Source organism: Sphingobium sp. AS12, assembly GCF_019097845.1.
Taxonomy (GTDB): Bacteria; Pseudomonadota; Alphaproteobacteria; order Sphingomonadales; family Sphingomonadaceae; genus Sphingobium.
In genome coordinates this window covers 218,147-237,852 of sequence record NZ_JAHRGM010000056.1, presented here as the reverse complement: position 1 = coordinate 237,852, position 19,706 = coordinate 218,147, and the positions used below count along the sequence as shown (strand labels likewise).

The window sequence follows — 19,706 nt, the reverse complement described above, 5'->3', positions numbered from 1 at the left end:
CAGATGAACGACATCACCTCTTTGCCTGTCATGACCGCCGGCGACGCGCAGGCGATCGGTTTCGCGGCCTTCAACGCCGTTCCGACCTTGCCCATAGACATCCCTGACGGCGGGTTCACCCTTTCGGCTAGAACCAGCGAAGGAAGGCGCATAACCTTCTATTTCGGGCCCTATGTCACGGGCGGGCCGGCTCGCTTCGTCGATATCCAATATCATGATGCAGCCGCCACCGTGCCCGATGCGCGCGGCGCGCCGACACCCGTCTTCGATATCTTCACGATCGGCCATGGCGACACACGCGCCTACGACAGTCGCTCCGAAGAGCTGACGAGCAAACCGTCGATCGCAGTCATCCTTCTATCCGGACCGACGGACGATGACCACTGATCCGGCCGGGAATGAACGGCACGCGCCCAGATCGACCCGGGCCGAAGTCCGCAATCCTGTCCTGGCCCTTCCAGCTGCCCGTGTTCTCGCTGCTATTGATCCCGATATACGGACAGTCCTTGCATGGCTGCTTCGTGATCTTCGGCAGGACGCACGGTCGAAGTCCCGGCAAAGCTGGGATCGGCGCAAGGCATTCACGGCTGCCTACTGGGCATCGGTTGCTACCTATGCGGGCCACATCCTGCGCGCCCTTGGTAGAGCAGGCAGTGATCGCGGCAGGATGCCGCTGGTAGTGCGCCAGCCGGGATTTCCCGATATTGCGGCACGCGATTGGGCCGACGCCTCGCACTGCTATTGCGGTCGGCGCGATCACAGCGGTCTGGGCGCCAGCGAATTCCCCGAGGGCGAGCTCGCCATCGGCGACAGGGTCGTAGCCCGAATCAGCTATAACGGCAGGATCTGGCGCGCAGGACCGTGGCACCCTGGCGACAAGCCTCTTTACGACAATTGGAGCGCGACATCCGCCCCATGATCCCGGCTATCCGGCCTTCCGGTCTCTAGCCATCCGGCACCGCGTTGGGCCCGCGCCCGTCAGAGGGTGGGACCTCGCAGGGACATGGTCGCAAAAGGAGAGGGGGAATTGGTGAGGAAGCCGGGCGGCAGAATGCCGCCATTCCCTCACCACAGGAGATTCTCCGATGGACATCATCGCTTCACGGACGCGTATAACCGGATCGGCTCCCCGTTATTGTTATCGCGCACTGGTCCCGCTGGATGAGGTCAATCCCGCGCGCCGGCATCGTGTCGCCATCCTGCAGGTCCAGACCCCGACCACTCGTCTGCCCTGTACCCGGATCGCCGACACGATGGCGCCCGATCGCTGGTTCGAGCGGAACCTTGCCGTCCCCTGCGGTCTTGCCGCCCGGCTCAACCTCGTCGGCAGGCGCGTCGAAGGCATAATCCTGCGCTCGGTATTTCCCGAGATGATGACCCACCTGGCACCGCTCGCCCTTCTTCTCGATCATGATCCGGGAAGTGCCGTTCATCGGTTCGCGACCATCGATCTCAACGCGGCCTTCGATGCCATCGCTCCCCGCATCGACGTGCTGATGCCTCCCGACCTCGGTCTCCACCTAGGTGCCGATCGCCGTGCGGCCTAACACAGGGACCCTATCCATGAACCATTACACGCTATCCCATCTCGAAGCGGCTGCTTGTTTGTGGGAAGCGGTCCTTGAGTTGCGCGACCGCCCCGATGCCGAACCTCACGCGATCGAACGAGCGCTGGCAATCCGCAAAACCTTCGACGTTCTTGGCACGTCTGGACTGCGCCTGATGGTCGTAGGTTGGACAGATGCGGTCGATGCCGCCTGGTACAAGGCTCAGGAGAGCTCTCCCTTCTCCTTCGACTGGGATTTCGTGCCGCAGTGGATCGTCGACACGATCGACTGGTCGGATCCGCGCCATCCTGACATCCGAACCGATAGCGCCCACCGGGACGTCCCCGGGGGTGAGCGCGCCGCCGTCCGGAAGGGGGCATCCGTAAAGGCCCCTGTGCCCGTCGGTCGGCCCGAACATCTCGCGCTGTTGGCACGAGCACGCGCCGCGTTGGAGACGCCGGCCGGTCTCACCGCCGACGGCTCCAATGCGCTGATCTGGGACATTGCCCACGCCGAGAGACGGCTGTCGGCCGCGCCCTTGCCCTGGCCGACCGATGTCCATGTCGCGGTCATCGAACACCGGCACGGCACGAACCTGCATGTCGCTCTCGATGCGAAGGCGCTTGACGCACAAGTCGCTGCCTATTGCCGCGAATGGTGGAGGGAGATCGGCGACAACAGGGATCCGCATAGTCTTTCAGACAGGGATATCATCGAGACCTATTTCGACGATCATGGGCATGAGAGCTGTTCAACCGATCGCGTGACGTTGGAACCGCCGATAATTCCCCTTCGCATCCCGCAACTCCCCGAAACCGGAACCTATTGCGTCCTGTCGACCGCCCATCTGACCTTTCAGACCGCCGACCGCCTCGACAAATGGGCGTCCTGGCCACCAAGCGAGCGTCCGATCGATATTGCCGCCTCGGTCTATGGCTGGTTCGTGCCGACACGCGAACTGGCTGAGGAATGCCGCGCGCAATTGCCGGAGGACCTGCTGCGGCTGATCGCGTTCGGCCGCGATCGGGGTTTCCGTTTCGTCCTGCTCGATTGCGACGCAGGCAGCCTTGATGTCCTACCGGTCCACGACTGGTAGAACTGGCCGGGTATCATCCCTCAGGCTGGAATCTGGCTCCAAAAGCCCATTTTGCGCCCATGGCTCTTGCGCAGAAAATCAACCCAGTCAGTATGGCACATGGTATCTGACCCGCCATCAACGCCGTCCACAAGCTTGCCCGCAGCCACGAAATCCCGCACGGCATAGGCGTAATATTTTGAAGCGCCGCGATCGAGCACGCCAGTGACCAGTCTGCGGTAAAGAAGGGTGGCAGCAACCGGATCGCTCGACGACAGGGCCTCGGCGCAGGGCCGCAGGACCTCATAGGCCCGCGGGTCCAGCCGATCGATCCGAGCCCGGATCAGTTGGCCGGCGCGCTTTAGATCCGGCCATTCGACCAGAAATGCGAGCGCGCTAACGCTCGGATCGAACGCCATTGCCTGATCGAGCGCCTGCTGCTCTGCGTCGAGATCCTCGAAATCGGGCAGGTACTTAAGCCAGTCGCGCAGCGCTGTCTCATCCAGCCAGCGATCGAAAATCGCCTTGCGCTGCGCCTGCGCGTCTTCCCTGCGGCCCAAGGCGATGAAAGCGCGTAGCCTGAGGTCGGAAAGCTCACGCTCGTTATGCCCGCGTTCGGTCGGCGCATCGATCCAGCCGAGCGCTTCCTCGGCGCGTCCATGCGCGATCAGTCGCTCAGCGACCTTCGCATTGAGCAGCGCGTTACGCCGCTCAGGATCGACCGTGGCGATATAGGCATCGACATCGTCATCGAGGTCGGCGAGTTTGGGCAGGAGCCAACCGGCCTTATAGTCGAAGCTGCGCCGTTCCGTTCCCGTCAGCGTCTCCTGACGGTCCAATAGCAGCTGTCGCAATGCCGCCCGGCCCTCCTTGCCCAGCGCAGGCGAGGCGGCCTCAGGCAACTCATCGAACACGCCATAGCCGTCGCTCTCGATCAGCGTGAGTATATCATCAGCGAGGATTGCTGGTTCCGGCGCTCCGGCGCGGCACCAGATTTTTCCCAGATCTTCGCCGCCCTGCCGAAACACGACGCCCAAAGTACCGCTGCTGTCATCGGCGCGTTCGAACACTGGCTCGGCAAGGCTGAGGAACAGGCGCATGAGATCGATCGCCCGAGCCGCCGATGCTTCGGCCAGCGGTCCTGTTATGCTGGCGCGCAGCTGGTCGAGCTCCTGGGCGAGCGGCCGCACCTTGTCCCATTCGATGAAACTGCGCGACCTACGGATGGTCTTCAAGCGCTTCTCGATCTCATGCGCCAGCGCGCCGCTGTCATCCTTTGCCGCCAGTTCCATCCGCGCGGCACGCGCAAAGATCGGATCGGCCTCGGCCTGGTTCAGCACCAGCCGCGCCAGCCGGGCCGCGCCCAGGCTCTCCAGATTTTCGAGCGTCAGCCTGGTCGAACTGCGCGAGGCCTTCCCGCTTGCTGCCATCAACCTGCGTCTTTCCCCGCCGCGCGCTCGGCGGCGATCAGAGGCATCAGCATGGCGTGCAGCGAGTCTTCCGCACGCGCTCGGCGTGAAGCGTCTGTGGAAGCGAGATCGCGGCGTATCCAGTCAGGCAAGCGACGAAGCAGTTGGTTCAGTTTCGAATCCGGAGAATCAGGCATGCCCGTCTATTTGCCGCAACGGCATGCGTCTGAAAACCGGAACGTAAATCTGTCCGCCATGCAATCCGACCGGAGGGAAGGGGGTGAATGGAAGCGAGGGTCAATTCGGACAGCCCCGGAAGGAGATCGCCATGATGGTTCCCGCCACACTCCACATGAATAGCCGTCTTGGGCGGCCGGTGAAGGAGTACGCCCGATGAACGTCGCCTCCAGCAATTTTACGCGCGACGCCCGCGTCCCGCTCGGCCATTGCTCGACCGGCCAGCTCGAACTCGATCTCGGCAAGCTCATGTCCGGGCGCTGTCTCATCCAGGGATCATCCGGCGCTGGCAAGAGCCAGACGCTGCGCCGGATCGTCGAGGAAGCCTTCGATTATCTCACCACGATCATCATCGACCCGGAAGGCGAGTTCGCCAACCTTGCAGCCCATATCGGCGCGACCACCGTCATAGCCCGCGACTATGCCAATGATGGCCTGACCGGGTTGGCGCTGCGGACCCGCCAGCATCGGATTGCGCTGCACCTTGATCTGAACGACCTGGAGCCGGATCATCGCATCGAGAAGTCCGCCGCCTTTTTCGCCGGGCTGCTTTCGGCGCCGCGCGAGCATTGGGGCAACACGGTGCTGGTCTGCATCGACGAGGCGCATCTGCTCGCGCCGCACATGGCCGCCTCTGCGCGCGATGCCGAGACCCGCCGCCTCGGCGTCGCCACGCTCACCGACATGTGCGCCCGAGGTCGCAAGCGCGGCATCGGCACGATCGTCGCCACCCAGCGCCTTGCCAAGCTCGCCAGTTCCGTGGTCTCCGAACTGCACAATCACCTGATCGGCCTCAACGTCTTCGACCGTGATGTCGCGCGCGCCGCCGATCTGCTCGGCTTCGGGAGCGACCAGGCTGCGCTTCTGCGCCAGCTTCCACCCGGCGAGTTTTTCGCCTTCGGTCCTGCGCTGGCGGCAACGCCTGTGCTGGCGAAGATAGATCCCACCATCACCCCGCATATCGGGCGAACGCCCGATCTGGTCGCCGCCGCCGATCTCGACCCCGACGAAAGCCGCAGCCTGCTAGACCTCGACGCCCTGCGCGAAGTTACACCGGCACGAGCGAAATCGATGGTCATGCGCGGCCAACGTGCGCTCGACGCCTTCCTCATCGACCCCGCCGCTCCGGCTGCCGCACGCATTATCGGCGCCCTGGGGCATATCGCACCCAATGCCACGACCGCGGACGATCTTGCCCGTCATCTGGCGCTGCCGGCCAACGACATCGACGCCGGGCTCGACCTGCTTGCTGCCATCGGCGCGTCCGACACCATGCCCCGCGGGAACACGCGGATTGCGCGTCTGTCGGCGCGGCTGCGGCTGCGCGTCGTCGACACGCCCGTCGTTGGCCTTGTGTGAATGGAGATCGCCATGCCCCAGCCGTCTTTCGATCTCGACGCGGATATTGTTGAACTCGTTCCCTTCATTCCTCGCCCGACGGCGCTCGACGCAGCGCCGCTTGCCGAAGTGGCGTTTCGCGCCGACGCGTGGCTTCCCGATGAAACAGCGCGCTTGCGCGACGCCTTCGCCCAAGATCGCACGATCGACGAGATCGCGGCCATGCTCGGCAGGCCCCGAGCAGGCGTCGCCACGCGTATCCATGATCTTGGTCTGCGCCGGAACTCGAGGCGTTCATGGAGCGGCTGGGACGACCAGGAACTGACGCGATGCTACGCGCAAGAGCCGACTGCGATGCTGGCGACACGGCTCGGGCGGGGCGTGAATGCGCTTTATGCGCGCGCACGCTTGCTCGACCTGTCCGAGCCCGGATCCCCGCCTTACGGTGGCTGGGAGGACGCACAACTGCGCGCCGGGTACGAGAACGGCGTTCCCGTCGCCCAGATTGCCAGCCTGATCGGCCGTCCCTTTGCCGGCGTCATTTCGCGCGCTTCGGCATTGGGACTACGTCATGCCTGCCAGCCGGGCGACTGGAGCGACGCGGAAATGACGCGCGCGCTCGAACTGGCGGCCACCGGTGCACGCTATGTTGCCATCGTGCAGGTTCTGACGGCTGAAGGTTTCCCGTCCCGGAACAGCCGCAGCCTCGGGCAGCGCCTTCGCAAACTGGGTTACGGTAGGGGCTGGGGCCGTCCCTGGATCACCGAGGAAGACGAGTTCCTCCGCCACGCCTATGCGACCGGCAAGAGCCTGACGCCGCTGCGCGAGCGTCTTGGGCGCACTTCGCACTCGATCAGATGGCGTGCGGAAGCGCTGGGTTTGCGTGGCACCCATGTCCATCGGGATGGGTTCCGGCAGGGCCCTGTCTGGACGGCCGAGGAAGAAGCCCGGCTGCGAGCGGACTACGGCAAGGTGCCGACACGTGCAATTGCCGAAAATCTGGGTCGCGGTGCGCGCGCCGTCCTCTACCATGCCAATCGGATGGGCCTCACGCACGGCTTCATGCGCGCGTTCATCCCTGCGGAGGACAGGGCGATCCGTAATGCCTGGACCCATGGCGTGTCGATGGTCGATGTCGCCCAGGCGCTTGGCCGCGATCCCGCCGTTATCGGCAAGCACGCCGCGCGTATCGGCTGCCGGTTCAACGATCCGGCGAGGCCCGCCCGAGGCCCCAGAACCCGCCGGGCAAAGCGAACGCCTGTGACGCTTCAGAGCCTGCTTGCGCTCGAGCCCGCTGCAGCGGTCGATGCCGATCTTCCGTTCGCCGCCTGACCCTGTCTCGCATGGAGGCCATGATGCCGCTGCCCGATCTGCCCGCCCGGTTGTCGCCGTTTCGCGGCCGTTTATGTTCCTTCGATCATGCCCTCAGAACGGCACAGCAACTGCGACGTGCGACCGGCGTGCCGCATTATGTCGTGCATGGCATTGCGCCCCTGCAGGCATTCAAGGTTACGATGCGACCGCCGGCCTGGCCGGACCGCTGGCTGGCCATGGTCGCATGAGCGCGGGTAAGTGCGCGCCCGTCGTCGCGGCATGGGGCGCGGGCACCAACTCCACCGCGATGATCATCGAGCTTGTCCGTCGCGGCGAAATCCCGGACATGACGTTGCTGGCTGCGATGCCCGAGCAGCCTCATACGCGACGGCTCATCCCCGTCTTCCGTCAGTGGATGGACGATCATGGTGTTCCCAACGAGATCGTCGAGTATCAGGCCCGCTTCTTCAAACATTGGCCGCCCTATACGTCGCTGCTCGACGCCTGTTTGACGAATGGCACATTGCCGTCGATCAGCTTCGGCCAGCATAGCTGCAGTGCCCGTCATAAAATCTCGCCCCAGGATAAATGGGTTAAGGCCTGGCCTCCGGCACAGCATGCCTGGGCGAACGGGCATAAGGTCACCCGCCTGATCGGCTACGACTGCTCAACGCGTGACAATCAGCGCTACGCCCATCGCGAAGGGAATATCTCGGACCTCTATGAGTACAGATATCCTCTTCGGGAGTGGGGTTTCACTCGCGAGGATTGCGAGCGCATTATCGCGGATGCTGGCCTGCCAAGTTTCTATAAAAGCTCATGTTTCTTCTGCGCGGCCATGCAGATTTCAGAGGTCCGCGCGCTGACGCGCGAGGAGTTGCGCCTCATCGTTCTGCTTGAAGCGCGCGCCGCACCGCGGCTTCGAACCGTCGAAGGGCTGTGGCGCAAATCGACGAAAAAGCGTCCCGGATCGATGACCGCGTTCATCCGCAACGAGAGGCTGCTCGATGTCGCCGAGATCGATTCGATCATTGCCAGCGCGCCCCTCGATCTTCTCGAGTTCCAGCGGGCCGCAGCAGCCGTCCCGATCGAGCAGCGATCACATATCCAGACATGGATCGAACGCTTCAACGCGGGGCTGGCATACGCTTCAAATATTGCCAACGACCTGGACGAGGTCAGAGAGGCTAACTGATGTATCGGCCCCGACCGCTGGTGAGCGGGAAACGGCGCATTTCAATGATATTCACCATGCCTTGTCCCTGGCATGATCGGTGTGAAGGCTGTCATTTGCGTTGAATCATTCTATCCCTTAGCCTTGCAGTATCCGGACGCGCCGACTGCAATATCTTGATAGAGGGAACGGGCTGGAACATGGGATTGACCCCTGATGTCTGACGCGCGGCAAGCCAGCCTTTTTACCGAGGATGATCTGCCGTCTACCCGTCGAGGTACGTCCGCCCGCCAGGCCGGCGAATTCGACGTCGAACCGGAAAGTCGGCCCGCCTCAATTCAGCTTGTGCTTCGAGGCCATGGGAGATTTCGGATCTGGGTGAAGAGCATGCAGCTAAGGCTTTCCCGCTGGTTATGAGTTGTCCATCCCCCGATGCGTCTTTCTGACGATCTCGCGATAAACCGACATCTTTATACACGGGCTATCGCGACTCTGCCCGATGTGCTGCTGATCGATGTTCCCCTGGCCTTTGCGTCTACCAGCCTGCCACTCGGGCGCTATTATCCCGTAATCCTGGAGACCATTGAAGAGCGGCAGGAGTTCGAGGCCTTCCTCCAGGCAGATCGACCCGCGCCGATCGTGCCCGATCTGCTCGATCGCAGAGCGTCCGCGCTCACCACCATCGATATCGTCTTCGCGCTCTTCGATCCCACCATCGCGGGCTGGCCCTGGCTTCTGCTCTGCCGTTGGCCTGCCGATCATGTCGCGCTGGCGGCAGATCAGGGCGATATGTTCGCACGCGACGCCTACACCATCGAGATATTCCCGGATTCCGCCGCGCGGGCCGCCGCCATCAGCCAGTTGCTCGCGATACTGGGGACGCACCAGTGTGTGCAGGTGGTTCCCGTCACACCTGCAGCGCCGGCCGGAACCGCCTGATCCTGCGACGCGCCCCGCGACAGGCACTCCAGCGACGGTAGCGCCAGCGCGGCTACCGCCGCGCCTCCAGCCTCGCTCCCCAACCCATCTTCGGCCCCGCACCTTCCATCCCGGCTCCGCGCCATTCCGCGGTGGTCACGCAGAGTTGTGGGCGGGACGCGGCGTTGAGCGTGGGGCAGGCGGGGCGGCGTCGCGCCAGCGGGAACGGGAGCGCCTGGCCGCGAGCGGGCGGCGCGCGGGGCGAGGGCGGGATACAGAGGAGAGAAGGACCGGGGAGGGTGTCGCCGGAAAATGGATTTCGAGCGACATTCGAAAGGTCAAGACGATGAACATCGGTGAAATCTTCAATCAGAACGGCCGCCTGACGGGCTCGATCGCCACCCGCACGATCGATCTCCCCCGCATCGGGCTGCGCAAGGTCATGAGCGAGAATGAGAAGGCCCCCGTCTTCGAGATCCTAGCGCTTAATGTCGCGCGTCGCTGGGTTCAGGTCGGCGCACTGTGGGAGGCCGCCTCGAAGCGTACCGGTGAGGTGTTCCTTGCCGGCAACATCGACGACCCCAGCCTGCCCGAACCGCTGCCGATCGCGCTCTTCCAGGCGGATCATGGCGGCTACATGGTCGCGTGGCGGCGCGAGAACATGCGCTCCGACTTCGGCGGAGGCATGGGGACCAGCCGCACCAATTATGACGATCGCGGCTCGCGCGATCAGGGCGGCTTCGGCGACAGTACCGCAGGTACTGACGGAGAACTGACCGGTGCCGACGCGCCGTTCGGCGAGGAGGACCCGTTCTGATCACCGGTTGATCGGAACAGGTTCCGGGCCGGGGAGGCGTCAGGCTTCCCCGGCCCATTCTTTTTTCTCGTCCATGAGGAGACAGTCCATGTCGTTTTCTTCCTTGCATGACCTCGCCCCGTTCGCCGATCTCTCCGCGCTCTGTGCCGCGATTATGGCCAGTCCCGCCATTGCGGAGCTGCTCACGCCGCAAATCTCCACCACGACCCGCACGCCAGCGATCCCGATCGGGGTCACCTGCGGCGAGGTCATCGCGGCTATCTACGACCTGCTCGATGGCACACCCTTCGCGCCGCATGCGGCGCACATCGTCGATGCCGTCCTGACGCGCTCGACATTCGTCGCGCGCGCTCGGGCGAGCATGCACTGATCCGACGCCATGGGGCGGGACGCCAGCGCGTCTGCGCCCCATTTTCTTTTTTTGCATGAAAGGGAGAAGTCCCATGACCCAAGACCGTTCGCGCAGCATCAGCCGCTTCGCAGACCTTCCGGCACTGATCGCGCAGATGACGGCGACCCCGGAATTCAGGCGCGCCTTCGGCGATCCCATGCCGCTTTCGATCATCAGCCCTGGCGATGAACCCGGCGAACATGACATGCCCGAACCCCTTCACGCGCAGGCCGATTGCGCCGGGGTGATCGCCACCATCTTTGATCTGTTGACCGATACCCGCCTCGACGCGCTCGCGCCCGAGATCGCATGGGGCATGGTCAACAGCTTCCATTTCGTTGCCGGCAAGCTCGAGCGACAGGAGGACATGCTGGCCGACGAGTTGCGCGACATGATCCGCCGGACGGAGCCTTCGGAGGTATTCAATACCGAACTGGAGGAGAAGCAGCTGCTGTGCCAGTCGCTGACCGAACAGCGCGAGGCGGTCGAGTGCATGCGCGACTATGCCGCCGAGACCTTTCATGCACTATCGGGCCGTCCATGGTCACCCGCACGTGGGTCGCGCGTCTCCAAGGTGGCGACCGCCACGCAGGTCTCGATACAGGATTTCCTGCGCGCCCGCGAGCTTGCGACACGCGAGCGGTACCGCCCCAGAGGACCGATCGTCATCGCCTCGGGCCATGCGGAATGGCATGACTGGCAACTCCTCTGGGACCGGCTCGATACCATCCTCGAGCGCATCCCGCACATGACGCTGGTGACGACCGCGCAGCGCAAGGGTTTCGATGCGATCGTGGCCTCATGGGCAGGCAGTCGCGACGTACAACTCGTGACCTATTCGCTGACGGGTTCGGGGCGCGGTGCACCCTTTGCCCGCAATCGCAAGCTGGTGGACCTGAAGCCTGTCGAAGCCCTGCTGGGTGAGGGATCAGGTATTCAGGCCAACCTTTATCAGGCCCTGCGTAAGGCAGGCGTCCCGATCCATGCGTTCCGCAAGGCCGATCAGGCTCCGGTCGAAAAGGTCGCTCCACCGCAACGAGGTCGGTTGCGTCGGGCGGCGTAACTTCTGCAAACTTCAATCATCCCGTCGGGGGCGGCGCTGCGCGCTGTCCCCGTTTTTATGCGGGGGATGCTGGTCGCGGCGATGAGGTCAAGGGTTGGCAGTGCTCCCCGCGAGGCGGGCGCCTGGAGGCACCCATTTGCGAATCAGGGGCATCGAGCCCCAGATTCGCAAAGCCTCTTCTCTCTCTCAAGAATTCCAATGGTGGCACGGGACCGCGTCGGCCTCAAGGACGACGGGGCCCCACCATTTTTTTGGGCGGGTCCAGCGGCGCGTTTCCTCTGCGATGACGGTGGCCGCCCAAAAAAATCGTGACCCCCATCGCCGGCTGCGCCGGTCGCTACGCGATCCTTGACCCCGCCGCTCGGAGCCCGTGCCCAAGGGGGGACCTCTTTCGTTTCAAAGGAGGTTCACATGACGAAGATCAACCGCAGCGTCCGCCCATTCTCCGACATCGCCGAATTCATCGCGCAGGAGACCAGGCCCACCACCGACGACTTCCACGCCGCCTTCACCTCCGACCTCGACGGCGTCCGCATCGGGCGCGGCGAGGAGGAGATGGCAACCGACATGCCCGATCCGAGGGAAGCACAGCTTGCCGTCGAACTCATTGTCACGACACTCTTCGACGTGCTGCGGGACACACGGTTACAGCCCGCCGCCGAACGCCTCGCATGGGGCATCGTCAACAGTTTCCATCACGTCGCCGACCAGTGGCAGGGCCAGGCCGACAAGGCGATGCGTGATGTTCAGGACCTGCTGCGGCGCGCCGACGGCAGCGAAATCCACGGCGTCGAACTCGAGCAGGCACGCGATGAACTCGAATATCTCGACGAAGCCACCGACGCCCTGCGGTGCATGCGGGATCACGCCGCCGACGTCTTCCACACCGAAACCGGGCGGCCGTGGTCCGCGCCCAAAGGATCGCTGGTGTCAAGCAAGCGCACTGCCTCGGTCATAGCCGCCACCGATTTCCTCGCCGCCCGCCGCCAGCGCCGAACCGACGCGCACAATCCGCAGGGGCCCATCGTGATCTTCTCCGGCGGGGCGGACTGCTGGTTCGACGACCGCCTCATCTGGGGCAAACTCGACGAGGCGAAATCCCGAAATCCGAAGATGGTGCTGGCGACGACGGCGCAGGACAAGGGGTGCGACGCCATGGCCGCAGCATGGGCAGCCTCCCGAAAGGTGAAGCTCATCACGTTCCGCCTCAGTGCGAAGCTGGGCAAGAGGGCAGGGTTCGTACGCAACGAGCAGATGGTCGGACTGCGGCCCATCGAGGCGCTGGTCTGCGAAGGATCAGGTCTGCAATCGCACCTCGCGCGCCTCGTCAGGGAGAAGCGTATCCCGGCGCGGTTCGTCACGCTCAGCGATCAGGGATGGGAGGCGCAGTGAGTTATCCCAAGAGGATCGGTCCGGTTCACCGGGCCGGTCCTCATTTCTTTTTCGAGCGTCACACTCGCCCCCGCTCTGGGACCCGCAAGCGGGCCCGTCGCGGGCGCGATGCGGAACCGCCTACGCGGTCCCGGCCTCCTGCGCGCGGCTCCGCCGTGCTCGTCGCAGGGACACCCTTCGGGTGCCGTTTCGGCGGGGATGGTCGTGCCTGCAACGTCCAGCCCTACAATCAGAGGAGAGGAGGGACGGGGAGGGTGGCTCAATTGAGGAGATCAAAGCCATGACCGAACACACCCCCTCCCATGCCGGCGTCTTCGTTTCGGGATCACTTTCGATCGCATCGCTTCCCGAACCCGTCATCGAGCGTATCAGTGGCATTCTCGATCGCCGGCTTCCTATCCTGATCGGGGACGCGCGCGGTGCGGACCGGTTGGTCCAGCGCCATCTCTCCGACCGGAATGTCGGTGGCGTTACGGTCTACTGCTCAGGCGAGGGACCGCGTAACAATCTACGTGATTGGCCCGTCCGGCACATTCCCTCTTCCGGGAGAAAGGGGACCGCCGCCTACCATGCCCCGAAGGATGCGTCGATGGCGCGGGATGCCTTCAGCGGTCTCGTGATCTGGGACGGTCGCAGTCGGGGAAGTCTTGCCAACATTCACCGACTGGCGGCGCGGCGATGCTTCATTCTCATCTGGCTCACGCCGGAAGAGCGGTTCATCACCCTCCGGTCCGATTCCGACAGGAGCGCGTTCCTCGAAGCGCACCCCTGCCGGCATCTTTGACAATCCGTTTCGGTACATCAGGTGGCTGGCGACAGTCCCTTGAGCGCTGTTAACGCGCTGCCACCACCGACCCGGATCGCGTGCGTCAGAAGCTCGCGGAACTCCCGCTCCGTGAGTTTCTCGACGGGCAGGCCATTCACGATCGCAGCATATTTGCCGCGCAGGGCGCTGCGGGCACTTTCCAGGTCCTGCGTCAGCTTGCGCTGACGCGCTTCCAGATCGGCAAGCCGATCCCTTTCCGTCATCTTTGGCATGTCCATCGTCCTTCCCCGATGGCCTGCCCGTCGCGCCGCATTCTGCCAGAGTCACTGTGCAAGGCAAGGGGCGATCGACGCTTTTAACGGCACCGGCGACTGCAATCTGCAGTTCCCTCCTTCCCAAGATCTCATCTTCCCATCGTTCCTCCCGTGCGCAGGCAAGGGAGGCAAGGAGACGGTCATGTCCACCACCGAACCCCACCTCGATCGCTTTGTCGAACCCAATGACCCCGATTACTGGGCTGCGCAGATCAGAGGTTTCGCGCTCATTCGCCAGATCGAGGAACAGGTCAGACGGGCAGATCACTATGCCGGTTGCTACACTGGCTATACCGACCCGGTTACCCACGACCTTGTCATCACCGGCGAATGCGACGCTGAATATGATGAGGCGACGACCAAGGCCCATGATCTGGGCTTGATCGCCGCGACCTCGAATGCCTATTTAATCCTCAAGGCACAGGGGCGGACCGACGAGACCGCGCAGATCGTTTACAACGCCCATCATAATATTTTCCTCAGCGATCCGGAGCCTCCATGCCCGGGCGAATAGTAGCGAATGACTTCCGGGGTCGGGCTCGAATCCGGCCCCTTTTTTGCTTGCAGGGAGCCCCCACCCATGGCCTTTGTCCCTCGAGCCGCTGCGGCGGTGAACACCAATCTCCAGAAGCAAGGTTGCCCCGCGCCTTCCGGCACGAGGCTGCGCAGCGCGAGCGCGCTGCGTAAGGCGGGACGCACGGCGCAAGGCCGTTTTGTAATGGACCCTACGCACGGGTGCTGCAGGCACATTAGCCCGTAAAAACAAGGTGATATGGCCGTAATACGCGTATGGCCCAGTTCCAGCGGAGCGTCGTACGTGAACCACGGGACCGACTAGGGCCGCCCTATCCCTTTGAGTTACCTTGAAATATCTTGTGGTACGCGTCATATGCGGCTTCAGGATGCGCCACTTCATCAAAAGGGCTGGACTCGCTGCTGCATGCCCGAAATCATGGTCTCCTCGCTCCAGCAGGAAGGACATCACCCATGGCTGAATTGAACGAGGAGTATATCAGCGACCTTCGTCGGGCGGTGGTCAAGGCCATCTGCGAAGTGTCGGCGGAAAGGCAACGATCCAATGCGGCGGGGAAGGGCGACACCCTCTATATCGGCTCGGCCGAAGTCTGTCAGATGCTCACGATTCTGCTGACTGAATTTCTGGAAGGAGTCCCCGGTCTCGATACGCCCGGCGATGTTCGGCGGATGTCGGACATCGTGGCCAAGAAGATCAGGTTGGGAATCGGCGAGATCCGGCGCCACCGCCAGGAGACGGGCGGAGAGCCTTTGCCGTCGATCATCATCAGAGGCAACTGACCCTCATCATTCGGCCCGATTTTCTGCCGTTTATAGGAAAGCTGGCAGGTCGCCGTTCGTCAGATAATCGACCAGCGGTGTGTTGCGGGTCACCGCATCGTAGAAGAGGTGGTGCCAGCTATTGGCGGTGGGATGTGCATGCCCCTCCTGCCAGGCCGCGATGTTGTCGATGACGACAAGCCCCGTTGATCGCATCTTACTGACATTGCGCAGCAGGCGGCGATGCTCGTTTCGAAAAAAGCGGACATAGCGGCGGGCGACCTGAAGTTCCCGCATATGGGTGGTCACCAGTGCCGTCTCTTCAACGGTCAGATCGGGATGCGGCGTCAGGCTGAAAGTCGGTGCTACAAAGGGCGCGGCAATGTCCAACTGCACGATCTGGGGCAATGAGAAGGCGTCGAAATAGGGATGAATGAAAAAGCGCGGCGACACAGCGTTCCCCGTTTTTTCCTTCTTCCGTCGCTGGCAAGGATCGCACATTGGGGTCAGATTGACCGGGGTGATCGCGAATTGCGGATATCGCCCCTTCGGCAGATAATGGTCCAGCGTTTCCGGGGGGGTGGGGCTGCCGCATGCCGGACAGATGTCAAGGTCATGGCCCCGCAATGCCTCCAGCATCGCGCCTTGCGCCGAATTCTCGGCGGGGTGGCTATAGAGGTTCTTGAATGCCCCTCCCTTAGCTTCGGCGGCGGGCCAGGTCTGCACCTGCGCCGGGGACCCTCCATGGGCGATATATACGCCAACCCGCACCTTCCATTCGGCGGCGATCGATTGGAAGAAACTCTTGTTGGGTTCCTTGGTCCGCTCCGCCACGACAGCATCGATCAACGTGAGGCAGTCGGCGCCCGGCACGGGCAAAAGCATCACCATCCTTCGCGCTCCATCCCTTGAATCTGGATGGCGAGTTCCTCGTTGATATCCTTGCCGAGGGCCTCGATCAGGGCTTCGGCGGACCCCAGTTCTTCGAGCTTCTCGGTTATCCATCGCTCGAAAGGCTTCGACGCTTCGCTGTCGCCGAACACATAGGAACTGATCCTTTGCATGTCGCCACCAAAGGTCTGAAAGGGCGGCGTCCGGATCGACAACCCGTCCTTCGTCCGCGCCATCACGTGCACGCAGTCGGTGGGAACTTCTCGTACGGTAACCAGCGAATGGGTGGCCAGCAGCGCCTTGGAATTGAACCGGTCGAGGATCGTCTTGAGCATATCGATGAACTGGATTTCCAGCGTCGGATGCAGAAACAGCTCCGGTTCGTCGATGAGGATCAGGCTATCGCGGCGGATTGCCCCGAGGATATTGATGACGATAAAGGAAAACAGCTTCTGGCCTGAACTCAGTTCGACGATCTCGCCGTCATGGAAGAAGGTCACGCCATCGGCGGCATTGAGTGCATCGCGGATTTTGTCGATTTTCAGTTCTTCGATCCGGTCGGAACTGATCGGCACATATCGCTCCTCGTCGACGTCGAAAGCGAGATCGTCGAGAAGCCCCGCATCGCTGTAAAGCCGGCTGGCTCTACCGTCCGGGACGCCGATGTTGACGGTGGCGTAATCGAACGCAAAGGCCGTGCGAAGAACCTTTTCAACGGTCGCCAACTTGTTCGCCCAGTTGCGCAAGCCCTTGTAGCGTAGATCGTCCGTCAGGCAGTCCAGCAGGGATGCGGCCGCGTTCTTCTTGGGCGCCTGGTGAGTGAGCGATATTCCACCAAGCTTCCCTTTCGTCCTGCTGACCGAACGCCCGCGAAAACCGAAATACCGATAGACTTCCTTGTCCTGAAGCTCGTGCGCCTCCAGGTCCACAGGGAAACGCTCGAAAGGGCTGTAGGAGACGACGACGATCTGACTGAGGTTTGGCTTTTCGACAAATCCGACGTCATGCTCGTCCTTTTTGGGATTGTCGTCGAGCCAGTCCCGCACCAATTGATGCAGCAGCTGTGATTTGCCGACCCCGTTTGGACCGATCAGCACGTTGACGCCATGGGGCAGCAACCCGCGCTGGCTGAACTTCAAATTGAGCGTGGAGAGGTCGCCATACACGTCGTTGAAGCGGAAGCCCAGGTCGAGAACCGCCATAGAGGCCGCCGCGAAAATCTTCCATCCATCCAGATAGGATTTGATCTCCCCGCGCTCACGCTGGAGGGATTTACGGAAGGCCTGGGTATCGATCAACGCAAGCGCATCGGGATCTTGTTCGATATAAACAAGATAGCTTGCATCTCGCAATTGCTGGGCTGCCTGCTTTGCCGCTGCCTCGCCAAGACGGTCGCGCAATTGCTCGTAAAAGCTGATCTCGCCCGGCAGTGACAGATACCGTGTGCCCGGGATCGGAAAAATTCCGTTCCACCCTTCTTCGCGCAGCTTATCCAGCTTGCGTTCGCTGGAATCGGCGTCCTCCAGCATCAACTTCAGATATCCCAGTTCGACCCTTTTGCCCGCGATGCGGCAAGTCGTGGCGAACGTGGTCTTGTTGCCATAATCATCCCAGTTGTCCGCGAGCAACTCCAGGACATCGCCCTCCATGTCGGGGGCGGGGGTAACTCGCCGGCTCTGGCGGCCGAGATATACTGTCTTCATTGCATGCCCCATCCCATAGTATCTCAGGCATCGATTTATCCGACCCAGTCATTATGCCCGGAGCGCTCTTATAAGGTCCACGCCTGTCGGAGCAGGTCGATCGCGGCTTCTCTCGTCACGATCCCCGTGTAGCGCGCAATATTACCGCAAAGCCCTCCCACTCGCCCTTCGCGCTCAACTTGCGCGACCAGAGGGACCTGCGCGATCGATCCGTCTGCATGGATCACGCTCGCCTCTGCCGTGATCCGGACCCTGTTCTTGCAGATAGTCGCCAGGTCACTCTTTCCCATGCAGCGCAGAACGGTCGAGCCCGACAGGAGGCGCAGCGTGACCGATGGTTTATCAATCGACCTGATTTTTCCATCCGCTCCCCCGTTCGCGGACGTCACCAGATCTTGGAGCAACGCGGAGACCGGGTTCTCGATGTGATACGCCTGGCAATAGTTGCTGGCGACGATGACGCGATGATCCGCGGCCGATGCCCCCTCCAGAGCGATGGTGGCACCGCCGACTGCGGGTGCTTGCGAGAACGGTCCTGGAATGCCTTGATCGGCGGCGGCGGCCTCAATAGCTGTGAGGTCGCTCAAATACTCAACGGTACGAGAACTGACTGAACTGGGCAAACAGACGCCCAGCAAGGCGACCGCAGCTATGCTGACCGCGCGAAGCGGTACGGCAAAACGACGTGCGGGAGGCAGCATGCGATCAGGCGCCCACTTTGGTTGAAGTGATCACGTTCGCCTTTTCGCTGGCAACCTTCTCGTTGGCTTTTAACCGCTTCTTCCAGTCCTTCTTAGTGCTCCCGGTCAGGATCCGCGAGCTTTCGAGTGCGAATTCCTCGACCAGCTTCTCTCGCACACCCGATCCCCGCATAGCCAACCCGGCAAGGCCCCCATGGGCATTGACGACCTGGACGTAGAAGTTGCCGATCTGTTGCTGCGTGACGGGATCGAGCACCACGACTTCTCCGGAAAGCTCGTCGCTGCTCCCAAGCAGCAGGGCCATGCCCGCATTGGCGGTCTTGATGTTCTCGATCGTGATACGCAGGTTGACCGCCTTGCCACCACGCTCCTGCGTGAGCCCCCATTTCCGGGTAACATCACGCATGATAAAGGGCATCATCGACGAGAAGGGCACGGTTGCATATTGGTCCTGGACAGTCACCGTGCCCGAAGGATCATAGGCAGCAAGGCCTGCCTCGCTCCGCTTTTCGCCAGCCTTCGCGTCCAGTTCCGCCATTTTGGCGGTGGCAGTGTCGGCGAGGATAACTTCGACCTGATCGACATAGTTCTTGTCGACGATCTCGAGCGGTAATTGCTCGATAACGGTGCGCTGCCTGGCAACGGCCGGATCAAACGACGCGGGCATGACGACAGCAACGGCAAGTGCCGCCGCAAGCAGAGACTTCTTCACGATCTACCCCCAAATGAAACGAAAAAATTGCTCCGCCCACCTCTCTGGCCGTCCATTTAAGGATAGCGTTTGGGTCGCGACCGGAGATATGAGTTAAACAGGGCAAGCACTCTCCGAAGGTCGAGTGCTCAACCCTGCCGACTACCGCGCAGCCTCTTCGACAGCCTGGCGCAAGCGGTCCCCTGCGTCCGCAGACACGACCTGAACCGACCGTTTGCCGGTGGCTGGATCGGTCTGATGGAAGCGGAATTCCTGCCCCTTGAGCGGGCCGGTGATCAGATCGGCAATCATGATTTCCCGCTGCTTGTTGTCGGTATTTGCGAAGGGTGCAATCAGGTCCACGAGCCAGATCTGATCGCCGCCTTTCCATTCATCAAGGCTCAGCCGGTTCTCCGGTTCGACCATGCCTTTGTCGAGCTTGGCCGCTGCTGTGGGCGAACATTTCGCCCACAGCGCAAGTCCCACCGGCTGCTGGCCGTCACGGAACATGTAGAATTGCTCATGCAGGAGCGCCGGCATGAGCAGCCACTCGATGTCGGCAATACTGAAACTCCGATGCAGGGGAGACTGCGTGAGGAGCCAGGTCATTTCCCCAAGGAAATGGCTGACGGTCAGTGGCGCGGTAGTGGTGTTATCCTGTTTCGTAGTCAT

At 62.5% G+C, this 19,706-nt stretch carries 23 protein-coding genes; 16 read left to right on the top strand and 7 right to left on the bottom strand.

What is annotated here, in order from left to right:
* The first annotated feature begins 3 nt into the window (after nt 1-3).
* From KRZ98_RS19270 to KRZ98_RS19255, 4 genes are all read left to right on the top strand, one after another.
* Nucleotides 4-387, top strand: coding sequence for a hypothetical protein (locus tag KRZ98_RS19270; RefSeq protein ID WP_066768557.1), 384 nt, complete (start codon nt 4-6; stop codon nt 385-387).
* Nucleotides 377-919 carry a hypothetical protein gene (locus KRZ98_RS19265; RefSeq protein ID WP_254798698.1) on the top strand — a complete coding sequence of 181 codons (543 nt, stop codon included), beginning with the start codon at nt 377-379 and terminating at the stop codon, nt 917-919. Before KRZ98_RS19270 ends, KRZ98_RS19265 begins: the two co-directional genes overlap by 11 nt.
* 166 nt (nt 920-1,085) lie before the next feature.
* A complete protein-coding gene (locus KRZ98_RS19260; RefSeq protein ID WP_066768561.1) occupies nt 1,086-1,547 on the top strand; it encodes a hypothetical protein in 462 nt (153 codons plus the stop codon).
* A 16-nt stretch (nt 1,548-1,563) separates the two neighbouring features.
* Nucleotides 1,564-2,643, top strand: coding sequence for a hypothetical protein (locus tag KRZ98_RS19255; protein WP_066768563.1), 1,080 nt, complete (start codon nt 1,564-1,566; stop codon nt 2,641-2,643).
* A gap of 20 nt (nt 2,644-2,663) precedes the next feature.
* Here the strand turns inward: KRZ98_RS19255 and KRZ98_RS19250 are convergent, their stop codons facing one another.
* A complete protein-coding gene (locus KRZ98_RS19250; protein WP_066768565.1) occupies nt 2,664-4,052 on the bottom strand; it encodes a DUF6880 family protein in 1,389 nt (462 codons plus the stop codon).
* Nucleotides 4,053-4,424: 372 nt separating this feature from the next.
* Here KRZ98_RS19250 and KRZ98_RS19245 point away from each other — a divergent pair, with 372 nt between their 5' ends.
* The 10 genes from KRZ98_RS19245 (at nt 4,425) to KRZ98_RS19200 (ending at nt 13,459) form a co-directional block, all read left to right on the top strand.
* Complete coding sequence (locus KRZ98_RS19245; protein WP_216313469.1) at nt 4,425-5,627, top strand: ATP-binding protein; 1,203 nt, start codon at nt 4,425-4,427, stop codon at nt 5,625-5,627.
* Nucleotides 5,628-6,938 (top strand): hypothetical protein, encoded by a 1,311-nt coding sequence (locus tag KRZ98_RS19240; RefSeq protein ID WP_253204228.1) that lies wholly within the window; start codon nt 5,628-5,630, stop codon nt 6,936-6,938.
* A gap of 20 nt (nt 6,939-6,958) precedes the next feature.
* Nucleotides 6,959-7,168 carry a hypothetical protein gene (locus tag KRZ98_RS19235; RefSeq protein WP_253204227.1) on the top strand — a complete coding sequence of 70 codons (210 nt, stop codon included), beginning with the start codon at nt 6,959-6,961 and terminating at the stop codon, nt 7,166-7,168.
* Nucleotides 7,165-8,115 (top strand): hypothetical protein, encoded by a 951-nt coding sequence (locus KRZ98_RS19230; protein ID WP_066768575.1) that lies wholly within the window; start codon nt 7,165-7,167, stop codon nt 8,113-8,115. The genes KRZ98_RS19235 and KRZ98_RS19230 overlap by 4 nt, the downstream gene beginning before the upstream one ends.
* A 480-nt stretch (nt 8,116-8,595) precedes the next feature.
* Nucleotides 8,596-9,033: a hypothetical protein gene (locus tag KRZ98_RS19225; protein WP_279727753.1), complete on the top strand. Its 438-nt coding sequence runs from the start codon at nt 8,596-8,598 to the stop codon at nt 9,031-9,033.
* 325 nt (nt 9,034-9,358) lie between these two features.
* Entirely contained in the window at nt 9,359-9,829 is a 471-nt protein-coding gene (locus KRZ98_RS19220; protein ID WP_066768581.1) for a DUF736 domain-containing protein, read from the top strand.
* An 88-nt stretch (nt 9,830-9,917) separates the two neighbouring features.
* Nucleotides 9,918-10,199, top strand: coding sequence for a hypothetical protein (locus KRZ98_RS19215; RefSeq protein ID WP_066768584.1), 282 nt, complete (start codon nt 9,918-9,920; stop codon nt 10,197-10,199).
* A 73-nt stretch (nt 10,200-10,272) separates the two neighbouring features.
* The gene (locus tag KRZ98_RS19210; RefSeq protein WP_066768587.1) at nt 10,273-11,283 is read left to right on the top strand and encodes a DUF2493 domain-containing protein; all 1,011 of its coding nucleotides are present in this window, start codon (nt 10,273-10,275) and stop codon (nt 11,281-11,283) included.
* Between the two features lie 411 nt (nt 11,284-11,694).
* Nucleotides 11,695-12,675, top strand: coding sequence for an SLOG family protein (locus tag KRZ98_RS19205; RefSeq protein ID WP_066768590.1), 981 nt, complete (start codon nt 11,695-11,697; stop codon nt 12,673-12,675).
* 280 nt (nt 12,676-12,955) lie between these two features.
* Entirely contained in the window at nt 12,956-13,459 is a 504-nt protein-coding gene (locus tag KRZ98_RS19200) for a hypothetical protein (protein WP_066768592.1), read from the top strand.
* Between the two features lie 17 nt (nt 13,460-13,476).
* Here the strand turns inward: KRZ98_RS19200 and KRZ98_RS19195 are convergent, their stop codons facing one another.
* A complete protein-coding gene (locus KRZ98_RS19195) occupies nt 13,477-13,713 on the bottom strand; it encodes a hypothetical protein (RefSeq protein WP_066768718.1) in 237 nt (78 codons plus the stop codon).
* Nucleotides 13,714-13,897: 184 nt separating this feature from the next.
* Here KRZ98_RS19195 and KRZ98_RS19190 point away from each other — a divergent pair, with 184 nt between their 5' ends.
* Nucleotides 13,898-14,269 carry a hypothetical protein gene (locus KRZ98_RS19190; protein ID WP_066768595.1) on the top strand — a complete coding sequence of 124 codons (372 nt, stop codon included), beginning with the start codon at nt 13,898-13,900 and terminating at the stop codon, nt 14,267-14,269.
* Nucleotides 14,270-14,742: 473 nt separating this feature from the next.
* A complete protein-coding gene (locus tag KRZ98_RS19185; protein WP_066768598.1) occupies nt 14,743-15,069 on the top strand; it encodes a hypothetical protein in 327 nt (108 codons plus the stop codon).
* A 30-nt stretch (nt 15,070-15,099) separates the two neighbouring features.
* On the opposite strand, the gene KRZ98_RS19180 is transcribed toward KRZ98_RS19185, so the two are convergent.
* The 5 genes from KRZ98_RS19180 to KRZ98_RS19160 all read right to left on the bottom strand — a co-directional run bounded on the left by KRZ98_RS19180 (nt 15,100) and on the right by KRZ98_RS19160 (nt 19,706).
* A complete protein-coding gene (locus tag KRZ98_RS19180; protein WP_066768600.1) occupies nt 15,100-15,939 on the bottom strand; it encodes a hypothetical protein in 840 nt (279 codons plus the stop codon).
* Entirely contained in the window at nt 15,933-17,588 is a 1,656-nt protein-coding gene (locus KRZ98_RS19175; RefSeq protein WP_217674955.1) for an ATP-binding protein, read from the bottom strand. The genes KRZ98_RS19180 and KRZ98_RS19175 overlap by 7 nt, the downstream gene beginning before the upstream one ends.
* Before the next feature lie 122 nt (nt 17,589-17,710).
* On the bottom strand, nt 17,711-18,229 hold the full coding sequence (locus KRZ98_RS19170) for a hypothetical protein (protein WP_066768604.1): 519 nt from the start codon (nt 18,227-18,229) through the stop codon (nt 17,711-17,713).
* Between the two features lie 118 nt (nt 18,230-18,347).
* The gene (locus KRZ98_RS19165) at nt 18,348-19,055 is read right to left on the bottom strand and encodes a hypothetical protein (RefSeq protein ID WP_066768607.1); all 708 of its coding nucleotides are present in this window, start codon (nt 19,053-19,055) and stop codon (nt 18,348-18,350) included.
* A 141-nt stretch (nt 19,056-19,196) separates the two neighbouring features.
* Nucleotides 19,197-19,706 carry a toxin-activating lysine-acyltransferase gene (locus tag KRZ98_RS19160; RefSeq protein WP_066768610.1) on the bottom strand — a complete coding sequence of 170 codons (510 nt, stop codon included), beginning with the start codon at nt 19,704-19,706 and terminating at the stop codon, nt 19,197-19,199.